The organism is Xanthomonas sp. 3307 (genome assembly GCF_014199735.1).
In the GTDB taxonomy this organism is placed as follows: domain Bacteria; phylum Pseudomonadota; class Gammaproteobacteria; order Xanthomonadales; family Xanthomonadaceae; genus Xanthomonas_A; species Xanthomonas_A rydalmerensis.
Genome location: NZ_JACHOG010000001.1, coordinates 204,398 through 221,491, shown reverse-complemented (window position 1 = coordinate 221,491; position 17,094 = coordinate 204,398). Strand labels below are relative to the sequence as shown.

The window sequence follows — 17,094 nt, the reverse complement described above, 5'->3', positions numbered from 1 at the left end:
AGCGTCGCGGATTCGCCTCCTTTCGGGATCCAACGCCCATGCGCCGCCTCGCTCCCTGCCTGCTCGCCGCTGCCGTCGCCCTCGCCACCGCCGGCGCCGCAGTCGCCCAGACCGCGCCGATGACCCCGGACATCACCGGCAAGCCGTTCGTCGCACCGACCGCGGCCAACGACTACGTCAAGCGCGAGGTGATGATCCCGATGCGCGACGGGGTCAAGCTGCACACGGTGATCGTGCTGCCCAAGGACGCGCACGGCGCGCCGATCCTGCTGACCCGCACGCCGTACGACGCCAGCGGCCGCGCCAGCCGGCTGGCCTCGCCGCACATGCGCGACCTGTTGCCGCAGGGCGACGAAGTGTTCGTCGACGGCGGCTACATCCGCGTGTTCCAGGACATCCGCGGCAAGTACGGTTCGGAGGGCGACTACGTGGTGACCCGGCCGCTGCGCGGGCCGCTCAATCCGAGCAAGGTCGACCACGCCACCGACGCCTGGGACACCATCGACTGGCTGGTCAAACACGTGCCCGAATCCAACGGCAAGGTCGGCATGATCGGCTCGTCCTACGAGGGCTTCACCGTGGTGATGGCGCTGGCCGATCCGCATCCGGCGCTGAAGGTGGCCGCGCCGGAAAGCCCGATGATCGACGGCTGGATGGGCGACGACTGGCTCAACTACGGCGCCTTCCGCCAGGTCAACCTGGACTACTTCACCGGCCAGATGACCAAGCGTGGCAAGGGCGAGGGCATTCCGCGCCACGGCTACGACGACTACAGCAACTTCCTGCGCGCCGGTTCGGCCGGCGACTACGCCAAGGCCGCCGGCCTGGAGCAGTTGCCGTGGTGGCGCAAGCTCACCGAGCACCCGGCCTACGATGCGTTCTGGCAGGAGCAGGCGCTGGACAAGGTGATGGCGCGCACCCCGCTGAAGGTGCCGACGATGTGGCTGCAGGGGCTGTGGGACCAGGAAGACATGTGGGGCGCGATCCACAGCTACGAGGCGATGGAGCCGCGCGACACCGGCAACGACAGGAACTACCTGGTGATGGGGCCGTGGCGGCATAGCCAGGTCAACTACGAGGGCGCCTCGTTGGGCGCGCTGCAGTTCGACGGCGACACCGCGCTGCAGTTCCGCCGCGACGTGCTCAAGCCGTTCTTCGACCAGTACCTGGTCGACGGCGCGCCCAAGGCCGACACGCCGCCGGTGCTGATCTACGACACCGGCGCCAACCACTGGGACCGCCTGCAACGCTGGCCGCTGAGCTGCGCGCAGGGCTGCCCGGCGCAGAGCAAGCCGCTGTACCTGGAGGCCGGCGGCCGCGTCTCGTTCGAAGCGCCCAAGGCCGGGCAGGGCGAGTACACCGAGTACGTGTCCGACCCGGCCAAGCCGGTGCCGTTCGTGCCGCGCCCGGTGGTGTTCGGCGACCGCGACATGTGGACCACCTGGCTGGTGCACGACCAGCGCTTCGTCGACGGCCGCCCGGACGTGCTGACCTTCGTCAGCGAACCGCTGCAGGCGCCGCTGCGCATCGCCGGCGCGCCGCAGGTGCACCTGCAGGCCTCCACCAGCGGCAGCGACAGCGACTGGGTGGTGAAGCTGATCGACGTGTACCCGGACCAGATGGCCTCCGAGCCGAAGCTGGGCGGCTACGAGCTGCCGGTGTCGCTGGCGATCTTCCGCGGCCGCTACCGCGAAAGCTTCGAGCATCCCGCGCCGCTGACCCCGAACCAGCCGCTGGCCTACCACTTCGGCCTGCCCACCGCCAACCACACCTTCGAGCGCGGCCACCGGATCATGGTGCAGGTGCAGTCCACGCTGTTCCCGCTGTACGACCGCAATCCGCAGACCTACGTGCCCAACATCTACTTCGCCAAGCCGGGCGATTACCAGAAGGCGACGCAGCGGATCTGGCACACGCCGCAGCAGGCCAGCTACATCGAGCTGCCGGTGCGCTGAGCGCCGCTACCGAACGTGCGTGCGGCCACGCCGGACACGGCGCGCCACGCGCGCTGCACTCGCTGGCCGGCGCGGTTGCCGCGGCCGCGCGGCGCACTCAAAGGCGCAGTGCGTCGAGCACCAGCGAGAACGCCGGCGAGTGCTGGCGGCGGCTGGGGTAGTAGAGATGGTAGCCGGAGAATGGCGGGCACCAGTCCTCCAGCACCCGCACCAGGCGACCGTCCTCGAGATGGGGCGCGAATTCCTGCTCGGGCAGGAACGCGATGCCGAGTCCGTCGAGCGCGGCGCGCACGATCGGCGGCGAGGTGCTGAACGTCACCTGGCCTTCGACCCGCACGTTCACCTGCCGGTTGCGCCGCTCGAACTCCCACACGTAGAGGCCGCCATGGGTGGGGAAGCGGATGTTGATGCAGCGGTGTTGGGTCAGGTCGCCCGGCACCTTGGGCAGCGGGCGCTGCTGGAAGTAGGCCGGCGCCGCCGCCGCGGCCATGCGCAGCGGCGGGCCGATCGGCATCGCGATCATGTCCTTGTCCACGCTCTCGCCCAGGCGCACGCCCGCGTCGAAACGGTCGGCGACAATATCGCGGAAACCGTAGCTGACGTCGAACTCGATCTGCACGTCCGGATAGCGCTGCAGCACCGGGGTCAGCTTGGGCAGCAGGGTGGTGTGCAGGATGTGGTCGCCGCTGGTGATGCGGACCACGCCGGCGGGCTTGTCGCGCAGCGCGGTCAGCGCGTCCAGTTCCGACTCGATCTCGTCGAAGCGGTTGCCGATGGCCTGCAACAGACGCTGGCCCGCCGCAGTGAGCGAAACGCTGCGCGTGGTGCGGGTGAGCAGGCGGATCTGCAGCCGCGTTTCCAGCGCCTTGATCGCCTGGCTGAGCGCCGACTGGGTGACCCCCAACGCGGCGCCGGCGCGGGTGAAGCTGCCTTCGCGGGCGACGGTGACGAAGGCCAGCAAGTCGTTGAGATTGCGTCGTGCCATGGCCCAGTCTGACAGGTCGATTAATTAGCTAGGCTAATAGGGAAGGAAAGGATTCATCATCTTATCAGGCGGATCAGCGATGCCGACAATGGCCATCCTCCCCTCCACCGGAATCCCGCCATGTTCGTCAACGCTTATGGCGCCCACGCCGGCGACCAGCCCCTCGAACCCATGCGGATCGTGCGCCGCACGCTCGGCCCGCACGACGTGCGCATCGACATCGCCTACTGCGGCATCTGCCATTCCGACCTGCACCAGGCCCGCGGCGAATGGGCCGGTACGCGCTTCCCGTGCGTGCCGGGACACGAGATCGTGGGCCGCGTCGCGGCGGTCGGTGCGCATGTCGCCGGCATGCGTCCGGGCGACCTGGTCGGCGTCGGCTGCATCGTCGACAGCTGCAGGCACTGCGCGGAGTGCGAAGGCGGACTGGAGAACTACTGCGACGGCATGGTCGGCACCTACAACTTCCCGAGCGCCGATGCGCCTGGCCACACCCTCGGCGGCTATTCGCAGCAGATCGTGGTCCACCAGCGCTACGTGCTGAGAATCAGCCACCCGGCAGGGCAACTGGCGGCGGTGGCGCCGCTGCTGTGCGCGGGCATCACCACCTATTCGCCGCTGCGCCACTGGGGCGCCGGTCCCGGCAAGACGGTGGGCGTCGTCGGCATCGGCGGGCTCGGCCACGTCGGCGTGAAACTGGCCCATGCGATGGGCGCGCGCGTCGTCGCGTTCACCACCGCCGAGGCCAAGCGCGAGGCTGCCCTGGCACTGGGCGCCGACGCGGTGGTGGTGTCGCGCAACGCGCAGGAAATGGCGGCGCATGCCGGGAGCATCGACCTGATCGTGGACACGGTCGCCGCGCCGCACGACCTTGACGCGTTCCTGGGCCTGCTCAAGCGCGACGGCGCAATGGTGCTGGTCGGTGCGCCGGCCAGCCCGCATCCGTCGCCGGCGGTGTTCAGCCTGATCATGCGGCGTCGCACCCTGGCCGGCTCGATGATCGGCGGCATTGCCGAGACCCAGGAGATGCTGGATTTCTGCGCCGAGCACGGCATCGTCGCCGACATCGAGTTGATCCGCGCCGAGCAGATCAACGCCGCCTACGAACGGATGCTGCAAGGCGACGTGAAATACCGATTCGTCATCGACAACGCCACCTTGGCCGCCTGACCGGGAGAAGACCGATGCAACGACTGCTGCTGATCCTGGCCCTGGCGGCCGGCACCTCACCTGCGATGGGGCAGGACATGGCCAATGGCGCGAACAACTTCTACAAGAGCGACGCCGTCGCCACGGAAAAGGTTTCCTTCCGCAACCAGTACCGAATGACGATCGTGGGCAACCTGTTCCTGCCCAGGCAGCGCAAGGCCGGTGTCCGCTATCCGGCCATCGTGGTCGGGCACCCGATGGGCGCGGTGAAGGAGCAGAGCTCAAACCTGTATGCGCAGAAGCTGGCCGAACAGGGCTTCGTCACCCTGGCGATCGACCAGTCGTTCTGGGGCGAGAGCGAGGGCCAGCCGCGCAATGCGGTGGCGCCGGATCTGTATGCCGAGGCGTTCAGCGCGGCGGTGGACTACCTGGGTAGCCGGGCGTTCGTGGACCGCGAGCGCATCGGCGTGCTCGGCATCTGCGGCAGCGGCAGCTTCGTCATCAGTGCGGCCAAGATCGACCCGCGCATGAAGGCCATCGCCACCGTGAGCATGTACGACATGGGGGCGGCCAACCGCGATGGGCTCAACCACGCGCAGACCGTCGAGCAGCGCAAACAGATCATCGCGGCCGCGGCGCGGCAGCGCGACGTGGAATTCGGCGGCGGCAAGACCGAGTACACCGGCGGCACGGTGCACGTGCTCGATGCGCAGACCCCTCCCATCCAGCGCGAGTTCTACGACTTCTACCGCACCGCGCGCGGCCAGTTCACCCCGGCCGGTTCCTCGCCCGCGCTCACCACGCACCCGACCTTGAGCAGCAACGTCAAGTTCATGAACTTCTATCCGTTCAACGACATCGCGACCATCGCGCCGCGGCCGATGCTGTTCATCGCCGGCGACCAGGCGCACTCGAAGGAATTCAGCGAAGAGGCCTTCCGCCTGGCGGGCCAGCCGAAGGAGTTGTACTGGGTGAAGGGCGCGGGCCACGTGGACCTGTACGACCGGACCGACCTGATCCCATTCGACAAGCTGGCCTCGTTCTTCCGGCAAACCCTGGGCGCGCCGTGAGCATGCGCATGCGCATGGGCAGGCGCCATCGCACGCGGCCGATCGCGGATGGGCATCGCGCGCGTTGCCGTCGCCATGGAGCGGGGCGGTGAACGCGGCGTTGCCCGCGGATGCGGAACGCGGGCGCGACGCGGCGGCGCCGCCGCGTGCTCACTGGGGTGGCGTGTATGCGATGACGCTGTGCGTGTTCGCGCTGATCGCGTCGGAATTCATGCCGGTCAGCCTGCTGACTCCGATGGCCGCCGAGCTGCGCGTCAGCCAGAGCCTGGCCGGTTACGGCCTCGCCCTCTCCGGCGCGTTCGCGGTGCTCGCCAGCCTGTCCATTCCCGCCCTGGCCGGGGCCATGGACCGCAAGCGCCTGTTGCTGGCGCTGACCGGGCTGATGGCGGTGTCCGGCGCGGTGGTCGCGTTGGCCCCGAACTATGCGGCCTACATGGCCGGGCGGGCGCTCATCGGCGTGGTGATCGGCGGCTTCTGGTCGCTGTCGGCCGCGACCGCGATGCGCCTGGTGCCGCCGGCCCAGGTGCCGCGCGCCCTGGCCATCTTCAATGGCGGCAACGCCCTGGCCACGGTGATCGCCGCGCCGCTCGGCAGCTACCTGGGCGGGGTGATCGGCTGGCGCGGCGCGTTCCTGTGCCTGATGCCGGTGGCCGTGCTGGCGTTCGCCTGGCAGTGGACCAGCCTGCCGGCCATGAGCGCGGCGCGCGGGGCAGGGGCCGGCAACGTGTTCGGCCTGCTCCGGCAGCGCGCGGTCGCGTTGGGCATGGCGGCCTGCGCCGCCTTCTTCATGGGCCAGTTCGCGTTGTTCACCTACGTGCGCCCGTTCCTGGAAACGGTGACGCTGGCCAAGGTGCCGGTGCTGTCGTGGCTCCTGCTGGGGATCGGCGTGGCCGGTCTGCTCGGCACCCTGCTGGTCGGCGCCGCGCTGCAGCGCAGCCTGTATCGCACCCTGATCGCGATTCCGCTGCTGATGGCGGCGGTTGCCCTGGCCCTGATTCCGTTCGGTACGCGTGTCGCCGCCGTGGCGGTCTTGCTGGCACTGTGGGGATTGCTGGCGACCGCCGCGCCGGTGGGCTGGTGGAGTTGGATCGCGCGCGCGATGCCCGGGAGCGCCGAGGCCGGTGGCGGCCTGATGGTGGCGGTGATCCAATTGGCCATCGCGCTGGGCTCGACCGTCGGCGGCATGCTGTTCGATCGCCACGGCTATGCGGCGACCTTCGTGGCGAGCGCGGCGCTGCTGCTGTTCGCGGCGGCGTTCACCGGGCTGGCATCGCGTGCGTCCGCCGCTCGACCGGCGCCATCGGCGTAGCGCTCGAGCATGCCGATGACGCCGCGACTGGACACCGGCCGCGCCATGCGCGTATCGCTGCCGTCCGCCCGCCGTGGTGGCCGCCGCTCGTGGCAGCGGTTGTTGCGCTGGCTGGTCCTGCTGGCCGGCTTGCCGATTGCCGCCGCCGGCGCGGCCGACTTGCATGCCGCGGTGGCGCCGCGCGCCGCCGCGGCGCCATCCATCGTTCCGGAGTACGCACGCATGTGGATGACCGTCGGCGATCGTCGTTTCGTCATCACCCTGGCCGACAACGCCGCCGCCCGCGCGTTCGCCGTGCAGCTGCCGCTCGCGCTGGACATGGACGAACTCAATGGCAACGAGAAGCACGCCGAGCTGCCGCAGCCGCTGCCGGCGGCGCCGCATCGGCCGGGCACGATCCGGCCCGGCGATCTGATGCTCTACCGCACGCAGACCCTGGTCGTGTTCTATGCGCGCTTCGCGTCCGCCTATTCCTACACCCGGCTCGGGTGGGTGGACGACCCGGCCGGGCTGGCCCAGGCACTGGGCGGGCGTCAGGTCCGGGTCGCGTTCTCCAGGGACTAGGGCGTGTCCGCCATCCCGAGCATGCCGCGCCGTGATCGCGCGCGCCTGTGACAAGGAAGAGGGAGGAAGTGGACATTGCGTCCACGCCCGAGCGATGACGCGGCCACGGGCGCGCGTCTGCCAGACCCAATGCGGCGCGCGCGGGAATGGAGGACGCGCCCTGGCGGCGCGAGCTGCCACTGGGGCGCGCGCATTGCGTGGCGACTGGCGTTCGCCCGCGCTGAAGCACGATGCGGCTGCGCGCGTACGGCAAGGCGGTCCGATGGCCCTGCGCGCGCGTTCTCTGCGTCGAAAGCAGGATCGGTATGCGCAGTGGACGACGTATCCGACAGGGAGATGCTGGTGGTCGGCATGCCTCCACCCGCGTCACACCGGGCAGCAGGCGTGCACGCAACGTGCGCGGTTTGCCGGACGCCGGGCCGCAGACACAAAAAAACCCGGAAAACGGTGGTTTTCCAGGCTTCTTGTGACCTTGAAACTGGTCGGGGAGACAGGATTCGAACCTGCGACCTCTACGTCCCGAACGTAGCGCTCTACCAGACTGAGCTACACCCCGAAGGAGCCGCACATGATACGGAGGTCTTCCGCATTCGGCAAGCGCCTTTGCAAAAAAAATTCAGTCCGTCGCGTCGGCGGCATCCACCGCGTTGCGCTCGCGCGCCTCGAACCACATGCCGTTGAGGATGGCGGCGGTGGAGGCCAGGCCGACACCGAGAATCCAGGCGAAATACCACATGATCGTTTCTCCTTGCAGCGGGGCGCGTCAGTACGCGTTGGGGTTGTCGTCCAGGGAGGCGGCGGTGACCTTGCCCTTCAGCACGCGGTACACCCAGGTGGTGTAGCCGAGGATGATCGGCAGGAACACCACGGTGGCCAGCAGCATGATCCACAGGGTCAGGTGGCTGCTGGAGGCGTCCCACACGGTCAGGCTGGAGCCCGGCTGGCTGGAGGACGGCAGCAGGAACGGGAAGAGCGCAAAGCCCACGGTCAGGATGATGCCGGCGATGGCCGCACCGGAGGCGATGAAGGCCAGGCCGCCGCGGCGCTTGCGCAGCAGCACCGCGCTGAGCAGCAGGCCGAGCAGGCCGGCGGCCGGGGCCAGGGCGGTCAGCGGCATGCGCTGGTAGTTGTGCATCCAGCCGCCGACCTCGCCGAGCACGGCGGTCTTCAGCAGCGGGTTGGTGGCGCCGTCGGTGACCACCTGCGAGGTGACCGCGTAGCCGGGCAGGCCGGTGGCCACCCACACTCCGGCGCCGGCGAACAGCGCACAGGCCACCAGTGCGGCGACACTGCCGTAGCGCGCCGCGCGCTCGGCCACCGGGCCGTCGGTCTTCAGCACCAGCATCGCCGCGCCGTGCGCCACCAGCATGCTCACGCTGAGCAGGCCGGCCAGCAGGGCGAACGGCATCAGCAGCCCGAAGAAGCTGCCGGTGTAGAACACCCGCAGCGTGTCGTCGAAGTGGAACGGCACGCCGAGCACGACGTTGCCCACCGCCACGCCCATGATCAGCGCCGGGATGAAGCCGCCGACGAACAGCGCCCAGTCCCAACTGTTGCGCCAGCGCTGGCTGGGCAGCTTGCCGCGGAACTTGAACCCGACCGGGCGCAGGATCAGCGCGAAGAGGATCACGAACATGGCCAGGTAGAAGCCGGAGAAGCTGACCGCATACAGCGGCGGCCAGGCGGCGAAGATGGCGCCGCCGCCGAGCACCAGCCAGACCTGGTTGCCTTCCCAGACCGGGCCGATGGTGTTGACCACCAGCCGGCGTTCGGCGTCGTTCTTCGCTACGAACGGCAGCAGCGCGCCGACGCCCAGGTCGAATCCGTCCATCACCGCGAAGCCGATCAGCAGGATGCCCAGCAGCAGCCACCAGATCACGCGCAGCGTGGTGTAGTCCAATGCAATGAAGTCCATGGTGTGTCTCCTGCCGGGGTCAGAGGTGGCCGGCGGCCGCAGGTGCGGCGATCGGGGTCGCGGGGCGCGGGATGGGGTGCAGCAAGGCGGGCAGGGCGTCCGGCCCCTTGCGGATCGCCTTGAGCATCAGCTTGATTTCGATGATCAGCAGCGTGGTGTAGATGGCCACGAAGCCGCCCAGGGTGATCAGGATGTCGTGCAGGGCCAGGCCGGAGGCGGCATAGAACGTCGGCAGCACGCCTTCCACCGCCCACGGCTGGCGGCCGTACTCGGCCACGAACCAGCCGCACTCGATCGCGATCCACGGCGCCGGCAGGGTCCACACCGCCAGCTTCAGGAACCAGCGCTTGTCCTCGAAGTTGTGCTTGCACGAGAACCACAGCGCGGCGGCGAAGAAGGCGATCAGGTAGAAACCCAGGCCGGCCATCACCCGGAACGTCCAGAACAGCGGCAGCACCCGCGGCACCGTATCCAGCGCGGCCTTGGCGATCTCCTCCGGGGTGGCGTTGAGGATGTCCTCGCGGTAGCGCTTGAGCAGCAGTCCGTGGCCGAGGTCCTGCCAGTGCTTGTCGAACACCGCGCGCGCCTCGGCGTCGTTGCGGTTGGCCTTGAGCCGCTGCAGCGCGCCGTAGGCGATCTGCCCGCCGCGCACGCGGTGCTCGGCGCGCTTGACCAGCTCCAGGATGCCGGGCACCGGCGTGTTCAACGAGCGCGTGGCGATCAGGCCCATCAGGTACGGCACCTTGATCGCGTAGTCGTTCCTGCCGGTGGCCTGGTTGGGGATGCCGAAGGCGGTGAAGTCGGCCGGCGCCTGCTCGGTTTCCCACATGGCCTCGATCGCGGCCAGCTTCATCTTCTGGTGTTCGTTGGCGGCGTAGCCGCTCTCGTCGCCCAGCACCACCACCGACAGCGAGGACGCCAGGCCGAACGCGGCGGCCACCGCGAACGAGCGCCGGGCCAGGTCGCGATGCTTGCCGCGCAGCAGGTACAGCGCGCTGATCGACATCACGAACACCGCGCCGGTCACGTAGCCGGCGCTGACCGTGTGCACGAACTTGGCCTGCGCCACCGGGTTGAACACCACCGCCATGAAGTCGACCACTTCCATGCGCATGGTGTCCGGGTTGAACACCGCGCCGGTCGGGTTCTGCATCCAGCCGTTGGCGATCAGGATCCACACCGCCGACAGGTTGGTGCCCAGCGCCATCAGCCAGGTCACCATCAGGTGCTTGACCGGCGTGAGCTTGCTCCAGCCGAAGAAGAACAGGCCGATGAAGGTCGCTTCCAGGAAGAACGCCATCAGCCCTTCGATCGCCAGCGGCGCGCCGAAGATGTCGCCGACGTAGTGGCTGTAGTAGGACCAGTTCATGCCGAACTGGAACTCCATGACGATGCCGGTGGCCACGCCCATCGCGAAGTTGATGCCGAACAGCACGCCCCAGAACAGGGTCATGCGCCGCCACACATCCTTGCGGGTCATGACGTACACGCTCTCCATGATCGCGATCATGAAGGACAGGCCCAGGGTGAGCGGGACGAACAGGAAGTGGTACATGGCGGTCATGGCGAACTGCAGCCGCGACAGCTCTACGACAGTGGTGTCGATCATGGCTGTGCTACCTCGTGGAAGATGTGCATCTGGGTGGCCGAGTGGCGGGAGATTGGAGGCGATCTTCCGCCGCGCCGGCGCGTTCGACCTTGATTCAGATCAATGTGCGCCACGGGAAGGCCCGGCATCGTGGCGGCCACGGCGGTTCCAGCCCGGAAGTGCCTTCCCCGCTAAACTGATGGCTTCGTTCGCCGTGCCGAGCCCGTTTTGACCGATTCCGCCGAGCCGTCCGCCGACACACCGCAGCAGCGGCAGCAGCGCATGCGTTGGCTGGATGCCCTGGCCGCGGCCGCGCGCGGCCGCCAGCGCCTGGCCGCAGCCGCCATCAGCGTGTCTGGCGCGCTGCTGATCGTGCAGGCCGGGGCCATCGCCTGGCTGGTGCAGGCGCTGCTGGTGGAGCGCCGCGAGCTGGCGCAGGCGCTGCCGGCCTTCGGCCTGTTGGCGCTGGTGTTGGTCCTGCGCGCCGGACTGGGCGCCGCCGCGCAGCGTGCCGCCGGCGATGTCGCCGATGCGGCGAAACTCGAGCTGCGCCGGCGCGTGTATCGGCAACTGCTGCAGCGCGGGCCGCTGTGGCTGCGCGGACAGCGCAACGGCGAACTGGGCGAGCTGCTGCTGGCGCATGGCGATGCGCTGGACGGCTACTACGCCGGCTACCGGCCCGCGCGCTGGGAAGTGAGCGTGGTGCCGCTGCTGATCGTGCTGGCAGTGGCGTGGAGCGACTGGGTGGTCGGCCTGATCCTGCTGTTCACCGCGCCGCTGGTGCCGATCTTCATGATGCTGGTGGGCTGGGGCGCCGAAGCCGCCGGCCGCCGTCAGTTGCGCGAGCTGGCGCGGATGGGCGGGCACTTCGCCGATCGGCTCAAGGGCCTGGGCCTGTTGCGCCTGTACGGACGGGGCGACGACGAGCTGCGCGGGATTGCCGCTGCCGCCGAGGGTGTGCGCGAGCGCACGCTGAAAGTGCTGCGCATCGCGTTCCTGTCGTCCACCGTGCTGGAGTTCTTCGCCTCGGTCAGCGTGGCGATCGTCGCGCTGTACCTGGGCCTGAGCTATCTCGGCATGATCGCCCTGCACGCCAGCGTGCCGACCCTGGGCACCGGTGTGTTCTGCCTGCTGCTGGCGCCGGAGTTCTACGCGCCGCTGCGGCGCCTGGCCGCGCACTACCATGACCGCGCCAATGCGCTGGCCGCGGCGGCGGAGGTGGAGCGCCTGCTGGAAGGCCTGCCGCAGGCCGTGGATGCGCCGGTCGCGCGCGACGAGGGCACCGCCGTGTCGAACGATGTCGCTGCCGTGACGTCGATCGAGACCGATACCACTGCAGCGACGTTTTCCGTGCAGGCAGCGGGCGCGATGCGTGCGGAGGAGCCATTGCTGCGCGCACGCGCGCTGTACCTGCGGCCGCTGGGTGCGCGCTGCGATGCGGTGCAGGGCCTGGATTTCGAATTGCATGCCGGCCAGCGCCTGGCGTTGGTCGGCCCCAGCGGAAGCGGCAAGAGCACGTTGCTGGAGGCGCTGGCCGGATGGCTGCCGCCGCGTGCCGGTGCCGTGCAGCTGCGTGCGGGGCTGCGCATCGGCTACGCCGGCCAGCGGCCGTATCTGTTCCACGGCAGCATCGCCGACAACCTGCGCCTGGCCGATCCGCAGGCCAGCGATGCGCAACTGCATGCCGCGGCCGAGGCGGCGCAGGTGCTGCGTTTCGCCGCACGCCTGCCGCAGGGGCTGGACACGCCGATCGGCGAGCGCGGCTTCGGCCTGTCCGGCGGCGAGGCGCGGCGCATCGGCCTGGCCCGCCTGTTGCTGCGCGATCCCGAACTGCTGTTGCTGGACGAACCGACCGCGTTCCTGGATGCGGACACCGAAGCGGACCTGCTGCGCACGCTGGCGGACTTCGCCCGCGGCCGCAGCGTCATCGTCGCCACCCACAGCGAGGCGGCGATGCGCTGGGCCGATGCCGTGCTGCGGCTGCCCGCACGCAATGCGTCCGCCGCAACCCAGGAGACGCTGCCATGAGCGGCGACACCCGCGACACCTTGCGTGGCGTGTTCGGCCGCCATCTCGGCCGCCTGCTGCTGACCGCGCTGCTGGTGCTGTGCACGATGCTGGCCGGGGTCGGGCTGCTCGGCCTGTCCGGTGGCTTCCTCACCGCCGCGGCGCTGGCCGGTGCGGTCGGCATGGGCAGCGGCTTCAACTTCTTCTCGCCGTCGGCCGGCATCCGCGCGCTGACCTTCGCGCGCATCGCCTCGCGCTATGGCGAAAAGCTGGTCGGGCACGATGCCACCCTGCGCATCGCCCGCGACCTGCGCGTGTGGTTCTTCCGCCGCGCGCTGCCGCTGGCACCGGCGCGGCTCGGCGCCAGCCGCACCGGCGAGTTGCTGGCGCGGCTGATGTCGGACATCGGCGAGGTCGACGGCCTGGTGGTGCGCGCGCTGGCGCCGCTGGCCGCACTGCTCGGCGTGGGCGCGATCGGCATCGCCGCGGCGGCGGCGATCCACTGGCCGGCGGCGCTGGTGCTGACCGCGCTGGCGCTGGCGATCGGGCTCGGCGTGCCGTGGGTGGTGGCGCGCGGCGGCGAGGCCCGCGAACGCGCGCGCGCGCAGCAGCGCGAAGCCTTGCGCACGCTGGCCTATGAAGGCCTGGAGGGCGCCGCCGACCTGGCCGCGCTCGAGGCGCAGGCCGCCTGGATCGCGCGCGTGGACGCCAGCGCGCAGGCCGTGCGCGCCGAGGACCGGCGCCAGCGGCAGCGGCTGATCGGCGGCAACGCCCTGCACGCGCTGTGCGCGGCGGCGGGCCTGCTGGCGATGCTGTGGGTGGCACTGGGTGCGGCCCGCGCCAATGCGATCAGCGCCGAACAGGCCGCCGGCCTGGTGTTCCTGACCGTGGCTCTGCTCGAGGTCTGGGCCGGCGCCGGTCTGGCCTGGCAGGCGCTGCAGTCCGGCCGTGTCGCCGCGCGGCGCCTGCAGGCGATCGCCGGGCAGGCGCCGCCGGTGGTCGACCCGGCGCATCCGCAGGCGTTGCCGGCCACGGGTGAGGTGCAGTTCGACGACTTAGTGTTCGCCTGGCCGGGCGAGACCCGGCGCGTGCTCGACGGTGTTTCCCTGCGCATCGCGCCGGGCGAGCGCATCGCCATCTCCGGCGACAGCGGCAGCGGCAAGACCACCCTGTCGGCGTTGCTGCTGCGCTTGTGGGACCCGCAGCAGGGCAGCATCCGCTATGCCGGCGTCGACCTGCACGAGGTGGCCGAGGCGCAGTGGCACCGCCGTATCGCCTGGCTGCCGCAGGGCGCGCCGGTGTTTGCCGGCAGCGTGCGCGACAACTTGCGCCTGGGCGATCCCACGGCCGACGATGCGCGGCTGCAGCGCGTGCTCGCCGACGTGCGGCTCGATCCCTGGCTGCACGAAGTCGGCGGCCTCAACGCCTGGCTCGGCGAGAACGGCGCGACCATGTCCGCGGGTCAGGCGCGGCGCCTGGCCCTGGCCCGTGCACTGCTGCGCGAAGCGCCACTGCTGGTGCTGGACGAACCCACCGAAGGCCTGGACGTCGACACTGCGCAGGCGCTCCTGCGCGACCTGGCACATGCGCTGGGTCAGCGCAGCCTGCTGCTGATCAGCCACGATGCGCTGCCCGAGGGCGTGGTGCATCTGCGCTATCGGTTGCAGGACGGACGGCTGCAGGTCGAGCCATAGCGCTGCTGCGCAGCGCTTTGTAAGAGCGGCTTCAATCGCGACGCGCGATGCGGAATCACGCGTTTGTATGGGAGCGATCCGGTCTTAGCAGGCCGATGGTTCGTGCAGTCGGGACTGAAGTCCCTCCCACAACGGGCAGGTGCCTGCCTCCATGTCGCAGAAGGCCCTTGTGGGAGCGACTTCAGTCGCGACGAGTGGGGGGGCAAAACCTTCTGGATACATGCCGTCGGTCCAGCCCAGATCGACCTGGTGCGTAACCTTCGGCGAGCGGAACGGTATCCTCCTGCCCATGGCCAACAGGGCCCTCAATCGCTACAGCGCGTCCAGAAACTCCCGCACTGCCGGCCCGAAGCGCGCGAAATCGACCAGGAACGCGTCGTGGCCCTGCGGCGAATCCAGACCAAGGAACTGCGCCTGCGCGCCGCCGGCGCGCAGGCCGTCGGCGATCTGTTGCTGCTGCTGCACCGGGAACAGGATATCGGTGTTGGCGCCGATCGCCAGCGCGCGCTCGACGCGGATCGTGGCGAGACCGGCGAGCACGTCGCCGCCGGCAGGCTCGGCCAGGTCGAACCAGTCCATCGAGCGGCTCAGGTACAGATAGCAGTTCGGGTCGAAGCGGCGCACGAAACGGCGCGCGTGGCCTTCCAGGTAGCTTTCGACCTGGAATTCCAGGCCGAACGGATCGTCGTCGGTCTGGTCCGAATCCAGGCGGACACGGCCGAAGCGGCCGTCCCATTCCAGCGCCGAGCGATAGGTGATCACGCCGAGCTTGCGCGCCATGCGCATGCCCGACTCCGGATAGGTCGCCTCGTCGTAGTCGCCGCCGTTCCAGTTCGGATCCAGGCGGATCGCTTCGCGCTGCAGCGAGCGGATCGCGATCGAGAACGGCAGCGCCTGCGCGCTGCCGGAAATGTTGACGTGGCTACGCGCCAGGCCGGGATGCCGGTGCAGCAGCGCCAGGGCGGTCATGCCGCCCATGGAGTTGCCGATCACGCAGGCCAGCTGTGCGATGCCCAGCGCCCGCACCACCTGCGCGGCGGCGTCGGCGCCGTCCTCGATCGACAGCTCCGGGAAGCGCAGGCGATACGGCTGGCCGTCGTCAGGATGCGGCGACGCAGGGCCGGTCGACCCCTTGCAACTGCCCAGCGAGTTCACGCAGATCACGAACCAGCGCTGGGTGTCGATCGGCTTGCCCGGGCCGAGCATGCCTTCCCACCAGCCGGGCGTGGGATCGTCGGCGTTCGCCGCGGCATGCGCGTCGGGCGACAGCCCGGTGACGATCAGGAGCGCATTGTCGCGCGCGGACGACAGCGTGCCCCAGGTCTCGTAGGCGACCCGCGCGCCACGCAACTGGCCGCCACGTTTCATCGGGAACGGCGAGGGCAGGGCGAGGAAGCGGCTGCCAGGCGGGATGAATTCGGTCATGCGCCGATTCTAGCTGCGCTATCGCGCATCCGGCGTATGCGTGGTGCGAGATGCAGCTTGTCGATGGCGATGCGACCGGCCGGATGTGCAGGAGCCGCTGGCGGCCGCTTCCCATCATTTGGTCGTACGTGAATCAGCGTGACGGTTCATTGCCGCGTAGGAACGGCTTCAGGGCACTTGCAAGAGGGACTGCGGGTTATGTGTAGGAGCGGCTTCAGCCGCGACGGGCTTTATCGGTAGCGCCTCGTCGCGGCTGAAGCCGCTCCTACAAGTACGCCTCCCATCGTTGATGGGTTCTAGCTCTACCCGCGACCGGGTTTCCCTGGTGAGGCTGCTTGCAACCGATCCCACAAAAAGCCAGAAGCCACGCCTGCGTCCATGTCGCAACGGCTACGGCTTGCCGATCACCAGCTCCACCGGCGCGGTCGCCGGCAGGGTCACCGTCACCGGCGCCGATTCCAGATCGCCCTCCTGACGCATTGCATTGCCGCTGGCCGACAGCCGCGCCACCACCTGCACCTGCTGCAGCTGCGAGAGTTTCTGCGTCGGCATCGGGCTGTCCGCATCGCTCAGTGTCACCCGCAACGGCAGTGCCTGCAGCGGATGCTTCTGCACCGCCACCGGCATTGGTGGGCCGCCCGGCACGCGCGCGATCACGAAGACGCTGGCGTCGCCGCGCAGGCGTACGCGGGCGGCGAACGCCGGATCCAGCGACACCGCCACGGTCAGGCCGCTGCTGGCCGGGGCCTTCGCGTTCTGCGCCGGGGCGGCCGCGCTGCCGGCGGCGGGCAAGGCCGGCAGACCGGCCGCGGTGCGGGCCGCATCGATCTGCGGCCGCAGCGCCGCGGCGGTGGCCGCATCCACGCGCGGCAACAGCGCTTCCCAGGTGGCGGCTGCGGCGGCGTCCTGGCCGCGCTGGCGCTGGGCGATGCCCAGGAACCAGGCGCCGCGTTCGCTGCCCGGTGCCAGTTGCAGGGCATGCTGCAGCCAGGCCAGCGCCTGGTCGTCGAACTGCCGTTGCGGATTGGCCAGCGCACGCGCCTCGGCCGCTTCGATCAGCAAGGGCGCCTGCTCCGGCGCCAATTGCACGGCGCGTGCGAAGGCGTTGGCGGCCTCGGCGGCGTGGCCCAGCGACAGCTGGCTGCGGCCGAGCAGGGCCCAACCGTCGGCGCGGTTCGGATCCTTGGCCAGCGCCGCCTGCAGTTGCTTGACGCCGTCTTCCAGCGTGCGCGGCGCCTCGCGGTTCTGCGCCTGCAAGGCACGCGGAGTGCCGACCAGGGCGTACAGCGCTGCGGTCGCCACACCCAACGCCAGTACCGCCACCGCCAGCACCGCGCCCTTGCGCCCGCCGCTGCGCAGCGGCCACAGCACCACCGCGAACACCAGCGCCGCCAGCGCCACCGCCGCGGCCGACATGCCCCAACTCAGCATCG

Annotated in this window: 13 protein-coding genes and 1 tRNA gene; 7 read left to right on the top strand and 7 right to left on the bottom strand. The window is 69.9% G+C overall.

All coding sequences use genetic code 11. The annotated features are described in order from the left end of the window. The first annotated feature begins 38 nt into the window (after nucleotides 1–38). Entirely contained in the window at nucleotides 39–1,955 is a 1,917-nt protein-coding gene (locus tag GGR64_RS00980; RefSeq protein WP_184643397.1) for a CocE/NonD family hydrolase, read from the top strand. Nucleotides 1,956–2,052: 97 nt separating this feature from the next. On the opposite strand, the gene GGR64_RS00975 is transcribed toward GGR64_RS00980, so the two are convergent. Continuing rightward, a complete protein-coding gene (locus GGR64_RS00975; RefSeq protein ID WP_184643395.1) occupies nucleotides 2,053–2,940 on the bottom strand; it encodes a LysR family transcriptional regulator in 888 nt (295 codons plus the stop codon). 120 nt (nucleotides 2,941–3,060) lie between these two features. Here GGR64_RS00975 and GGR64_RS00970 point away from each other — a divergent pair, with 120 nt between their 5' ends. The 4 genes from GGR64_RS00970 to GGR64_RS20765 all read left to right on the top strand — a co-directional run bounded on the left by GGR64_RS00970 (nucleotide 3,061) and on the right by GGR64_RS20765 (nucleotide 7,032). Continuing rightward, complete coding sequence (locus GGR64_RS00970) at nucleotides 3,061–4,110, top strand: NAD(P)-dependent alcohol dehydrogenase (RefSeq protein ID WP_184643393.1); 1,050 nt, start codon at nucleotides 3,061–3,063, stop codon at nucleotides 4,108–4,110. A gap of 14 nt (nucleotides 4,111–4,124) precedes the next feature. Then, on the top strand, nucleotides 4,125–5,159 hold the full coding sequence (locus GGR64_RS00965; protein WP_160965157.1) for an alpha/beta hydrolase: 1,035 nt from the start codon (nucleotides 4,125–4,127) through the stop codon (nucleotides 5,157–5,159). 172 nt (nucleotides 5,160–5,331) lie between these two features. Beyond that, a complete protein-coding gene (locus GGR64_RS00960) occupies nucleotides 5,332–6,468 on the top strand; it encodes an MFS transporter (protein ID WP_184644233.1) in 1,137 nt (378 codons plus the stop codon). 15 nt (nucleotides 6,469–6,483) lie between these two features. Then, entirely contained in the window at nucleotides 6,484–7,032 is a 549-nt protein-coding gene (locus tag GGR64_RS20765) for a cyclophilin-like fold protein (RefSeq protein WP_260302476.1), read from the top strand. 479 nt (nucleotides 7,033–7,511) lie between these two features. Here GGR64_RS20765 and GGR64_RS00950 read toward each other — a convergent pair. The 4 genes from GGR64_RS00950 to GGR64_RS00935 all read right to left on the bottom strand — a co-directional run bounded on the left by GGR64_RS00950 (nucleotide 7,512) and on the right by GGR64_RS00935 (nucleotide 10,556). Beyond that, a tRNA-Pro gene (locus tag GGR64_RS00950) sits at nucleotides 7,512–7,588 on the bottom strand. Between the two features lie 60 nt (nucleotides 7,589–7,648). Beyond that, the gene (gene cydX, locus GGR64_RS00945) at nucleotides 7,649–7,768 is read right to left on the bottom strand and encodes a cytochrome bd-I oxidase subunit CydX (protein ID WP_184643391.1); all 120 of its coding nucleotides are present in this window, start codon (nucleotides 7,766–7,768) and stop codon (nucleotides 7,649–7,651) included. Between the two features lie 27 nt (nucleotides 7,769–7,795). Then, entirely contained in the window at nucleotides 7,796–8,947 is a 1,152-nt protein-coding gene (cydB, locus tag GGR64_RS00940) for a cytochrome d ubiquinol oxidase subunit II (RefSeq protein WP_160965153.1), read from the bottom strand. A 19-nt stretch (nucleotides 8,948–8,966) separates the two neighbouring features. Continuing rightward, nucleotides 8,967–10,556 carry a cytochrome ubiquinol oxidase subunit I gene (locus GGR64_RS00935; RefSeq protein WP_184643389.1) on the bottom strand — a complete coding sequence of 530 codons (1,590 nt, stop codon included), beginning with the start codon at nucleotides 10,554–10,556 and terminating at the stop codon, nucleotides 8,967–8,969. 261 nt (nucleotides 10,557–10,817) lie between these two features. On the opposite strand from GGR64_RS00935, the gene cydD reads away from it, so the two are divergent. Together cydD and cydC are read left to right on the top strand one after the other, a co-directional pair. Continuing rightward, nucleotides 10,818–12,563 (top strand): thiol reductant ABC exporter subunit CydD, encoded by a 1,746-nt coding sequence (gene cydD / locus GGR64_RS00930; protein WP_260302814.1) that lies wholly within the window; start codon nucleotides 10,818–10,820, stop codon nucleotides 12,561–12,563. After that, entirely contained in the window at nucleotides 12,560–14,236 is a 1,677-nt protein-coding gene (gene cydC, locus GGR64_RS00925; RefSeq protein WP_184643384.1) for a thiol reductant ABC exporter subunit CydC, read from the top strand. The genes cydD and cydC overlap by 4 nt, the downstream gene beginning before the upstream one ends. A 312-nt stretch (nucleotides 14,237–14,548) precedes the next feature. Here the strand turns inward: cydC and GGR64_RS00920 are convergent, their stop codons facing one another. Beyond that, on the bottom strand, nucleotides 14,549–15,661 hold the full coding sequence (locus GGR64_RS00920; RefSeq protein ID WP_184643382.1) for a homoserine O-acetyltransferase: 1,113 nt from the start codon (nucleotides 15,659–15,661) through the stop codon (nucleotides 14,549–14,551). A gap of 390 nt (nucleotides 15,662–16,051) precedes the next feature. Further along, complete coding sequence (locus GGR64_RS00915) at nucleotides 16,052–17,092, bottom strand: cytochrome C biogenesis protein (protein WP_184643381.1); 1,041 nt, start codon at nucleotides 17,090–17,092, stop codon at nucleotides 16,052–16,054. Between the last annotated feature and the right edge of the window lie 2 nt (nucleotides 17,093–17,094).

Bases quoted from the DNA above. Each gene is read 5' to 3' on its own strand.
- cydC (WP_184643384.1), top strand. From the start codon at position 12,560: ATGAGCGGCGACACCCGCGACACCTTGCGTGGCGTGTTCGGCCGCCAT.
- GGR64_RS00975 (WP_184643395.1), bottom strand. From the start codon at position 2,940: ATGGCACGACGCAATCTCAACGACTTGCTGGCCTTCGTCACCGTCGCC.
- cydX (WP_184643391.1), bottom strand. From the start codon at position 7,768: ATGTGGTATTTCGCCTGGATTCTCGGTGTCGGCCTGGCCTCCACCGCC.
- GGR64_RS00915 (WP_184643381.1), bottom strand. From the start codon at position 17,092: ATGCTGAGTTGGGGCATGTCGGCCGCGGCGGTGGCGCTGGCGGCGCTG.
- GGR64_RS00960 (WP_184644233.1), top strand. From the start codon at position 5,332: ATGACGCTGTGCGTGTTCGCGCTGATCGCGTCGGAATTCATGCCGGTC.
- GGR64_RS00935 (WP_184643389.1), bottom strand. From the start codon at position 10,556: ATGATCGACACCACTGTCGTAGAGCTGTCGCGGCTGCAGTTCGCCATG.
- GGR64_RS00965 (WP_160965157.1), top strand. From the start codon at position 4,125: ATGCAACGACTGCTGCTGATCCTGGCCCTGGCGGCCGGCACCTCACCT.
- GGR64_RS00970 (WP_184643393.1), top strand. From the start codon at position 3,061: ATGTTCGTCAACGCTTATGGCGCCCACGCCGGCGACCAGCCCCTCGAA.
- cydB (WP_160965153.1), bottom strand. From the start codon at position 8,947: ATGGACTTCATTGCATTGGACTACACCACGCTGCGCGTGATCTGGTGG.
- GGR64_RS00980 (WP_184643397.1), top strand. From the start codon at position 39: ATGCGCCGCCTCGCTCCCTGCCTGCTCGCCGCTGCCGTCGCCCTCGCC.
- cydD (WP_260302814.1), top strand. From the start codon at position 10,818: ATGCGTTGGCTGGATGCCCTGGCCGCGGCCGCGCGCGGCCGCCAGCGC.
- GGR64_RS00920 (WP_184643382.1), bottom strand. From the start codon at position 15,661: ATGACCGAATTCATCCCGCCTGGCAGCCGCTTCCTCGCCCTGCCCTCG.
- GGR64_RS20765 (WP_260302476.1), top strand. From the start codon at position 6,484: ATGACGCCGCGACTGGACACCGGCCGCGCCATGCGCGTATCGCTGCCG.